The 2,910-nt window shown below is 60.4% G+C and carries 3 protein-coding genes and 1 pseudogene; 1 reads left to right on the forward strand and 3 read right to left on the reverse strand.

Annotated elements, in window-relative coordinates:
- Positions 1–340: 340 nt before the first annotated feature.
- Positions 341–517 (forward strand): hypothetical protein, encoded by a 177-nt coding sequence (locus EOA49_RS32950; protein ID WP_164747072.1) that lies wholly within the window; start codon positions 341–343, stop codon positions 515–517.
- Between the two features lie 374 nt (positions 518–891).
- Here EOA49_RS32950 and EOA49_RS32955 read toward each other — a convergent pair whose 3' ends face one another.
- The 3 genes and pseudogenes from EOA49_RS32955 to EOA49_RS31230 form a co-directional block, all read right to left on the reverse strand.
- On the reverse strand, positions 892–1,068 hold the full coding sequence (locus EOA49_RS32955; protein ID WP_164747073.1) for a hypothetical protein: 177 nt from the start codon (positions 1,066–1,068) through the stop codon (positions 892–894).
- Between the two features lie 108 nt (positions 1,069–1,176).
- Positions 1,177–1,422: a DUF768 domain-containing protein gene (locus EOA49_RS31215; RefSeq protein ID WP_127217217.1), complete on the reverse strand. Its 246-nt coding sequence runs from the start codon at positions 1,420–1,422 to the stop codon at positions 1,177–1,179.
- Between the two features lie 1,377 nt (positions 1,423–2,799).
- Positions 2,800–2,910, reverse strand: a pseudogene (locus EOA49_RS31230) (IS5/IS1182 family transposase); the annotation flags it as partial.

The raw sequence follows: 2,910 nt of genomic DNA on the forward strand, positions 1-2,910 counted from the left end.
CCTGTGTCACCTAGGTTAAGCGGGCCGGGCCGCAGAGGTTCCTGCTGGGGTGCCCGATGCGTTCTCAGCCAAACAGTATCTCGAACCCGACGACATGGCGATGCTTGAAAGAGTGCTCCAGAAGCTATTACCCGCAAGTGCCGACGCCGCCGAAAGGGAATGGCTGGGTAGCCTGTTGATCGCAGCCTTCCAGAACGGGGTGACAGGACGAGGCGGCGCCGATTGCCACGATGGATAGGAAAGCCTAACCGTAAGCTTGCGTCTTCCTGTATCCAAACCTGCGCCTCGCTGCATCGTTTGATAGGCTCTCGTCCAGCAGCCTTTGCCAGCAGCCGCGTAGATGCAGTTCGTGAAGCTCCTGCGTGCTTTCGAGAAGTTCGAGGAATTCAAGCGCCTTGGCGATGGGCGATTCGAGCCGTTCCAATTGGGCTATGTGCTCCCGCTGCTGGGCGATGTGTCGTCTACCCAGGCTAACATGCCCGCGCACCATGCGGATGTCATCGGCACGAGCCATTGACGGTGATGGTATACCGCACGCGGCGTTCCTGCACTGACAAGCAAGAGCCCGCTCGCCTGAGGGGGGTCGAACGGGCTCCGGGGGAAATGCCCCCACGCGGCGCGGTGAACCTTGGCCGGGGACACACGCCGCGACACAGAACGGGATGGTTGATGGAATGTTCCGTTCGCCCGATACGACCGAAGTCGCACGGAGAAGCGCTTTGGTTCCTATGCTGAAACAAACCGCCCATTGCTCAGTTTGGTCGTTGCCGGCGAGCATGAGGTCCCTTCATCGTCGACAGCCAGAAAGTAGTGACGGATGCCCGCCATTTCTGCCAGGAGGTGACGGGCATCTGTTAACCGGCCTTCGCAGTGCTCCTCTGTTGGATCGCGCTACAGCTTTTTCAGCAACCGCGCCTCGCGAAGGAGCGAAGCCGGGGCATTGCCGATCATGTCTATGAGATCGCGCGCTTGAGCTTCGGTGATCCCAGTTTCCCGGGTTAGGAACTGCACGATCAATTGCTTGTGTGCCCGCGCGCGGTCGCTAAGCTCTTGCTCGGTTTCGGCCATAGGAAAAAGTCCCCAGTGGCCCGCAACGCGACCTGACCAATTTGGTTCCCATGAAAAAGCCCGTCGCAGCTAATGAGCGTAAGCGGCGGGCATTTCGGCGCGGCCTAGCTATTCCGGTGCCCCGCCTTCGTGGTGGACGATGGCGTCGAGGGCGGCAGACATGTCGCCCTTTTTGTTTTCTTGATAGATGCTGCCGGTGTCTTCCTCGAGTTCAGTGCTGCTGATGCCAAGCGACTTCGCGTCGGCAAAAGGTTGCTGGATGACCTCGGCAATCGACAGGACGTCCGCGCTGACCATGCCGGCCTGGTTGTTGGCGAGCCATTGATGCAGGAAGTTCGTGCCGCGCGTGCTCAATGTCGGCCCTTGAGGAATTTCGCTTCTCGCACCAGCGCACTCCAATCTGTGCCGATCAACTTGATCAGGTCCCGCGCCTCCTCCTCGGATAGGCTCGTCTCTTCGCCAACCTCGCGGCCAAAAGGTGGATGTTCTTGTCGGTGTGCGAGCCATCCGGCTTGCCGTCGCCGTCTTTCATTGCCCTATGCTCCGCTGGCAAACAAGAGCCCGCCCGCCTTGAGGGGTGGCGAGCGGGACTCCCAACGGCGCGGGAGTCTGCAAAGCGTCGCGCCGCAAAACCGAACCTGCCGGCTAGTGGAATGTTCCCCGATGCGACCGAGGTCCGAGGAACTGACGCTTTTGGTCCCAACCCGGAAACCTTCGCCCCGCTGCATCATTTGATAGAGCCGGCGAGGTTAACGCTGTCCGGGGTTTTGGCTACCCACTCCCGGACCACCTCGGCGGTGCGTCACCGCTTCCCCGAAGCAAGATGGCTGCCGGGCCGTTCTATAGTCTCCAGGCTCGCGAGCGCGGCAGCGTTCCAGCCGAGGCCATAGCCCTGGCTATGTAAGTTGCCCGCCATTCAGAGGCCAGAACGGAAAGAGTACGAGAGCGTGGTGACGCTCCATAAGCCGTCGACGAGAAGGCGCCTCTGGCGACCAGCCGAGTTGAGGGCTCTCGACGTTGATCTGAAACGTTATCGACGGTCCCGCGTTGGCTCCTCACGATTTCGGGACCAGGAGATAAAATGCAAGTTTGAAGCGGTCGTGCTGGACGGGAGCCGACATAGACGAGTTTGCGGCAAAGCACGGCCTGACAACCAGGCAGGCCGAAATTGTGATCCAGAGCAACGGTCCGTCCAAGCGCAAATGCGACCTGGCAGCCGAGGCGTTTATGGCCGCGCTCAGACAGTGCAGTTATTCGCGCGAAAAAGGCGCGAGAAGATCCCCCTCTAAGGTCGGGAAGCAATGATAGCCGTAGGGTTTGAACTATGTCCGGTGAAGACGCGACCTCTCACAAGGTCGCGAGCGAGGACAGACCGGAGGCCGCAGCTACCAAGATGACTGGCCGGGCCGTTGGAGACCGGCGCCCGAAAGTCCATGGGTTGGGTGACTGACGAGGCCACGTAGCTCGCCTTCAAGTGGAGCTGGGGCGACCCGGCCTGGGCGGGGAAGTCAGCGGGACTTGGGCGTATCAGGCCGGGCCTCTTACCCCGTTCAGCGAGAGGGCAGATGCGCACTTTGCGCCGCCTTTGTAGCGAAAATTTCTAAGACTTTGCCCCGGCAAACGGCTCGTCCCAGGGTGCCCGGATCGTATCGCTGATACAGCTTAGCCGTGCTTACGCCCGTTCGTTCGGTTCTTCGCCGTCGGCGTGGATATATTAGGCTGAATCGACATTCAGCGCATCCATAACATAGCTGCGGCGAGATGGATGAAGGCGAGGAAGTGGCCGGCGCGACGATCGAAGCGTGTGGCGAAGCGTCTGAAATGCTTGAGCTTGTTGAAGCA

Source organism: Mesorhizobium sp. M1A.F.Ca.IN.020.04.1.1, assembly GCF_003997315.1.
In the GTDB taxonomy this organism is placed as follows: domain Bacteria; phylum Pseudomonadota; class Alphaproteobacteria; order Rhizobiales; family Rhizobiaceae; genus Mesorhizobium.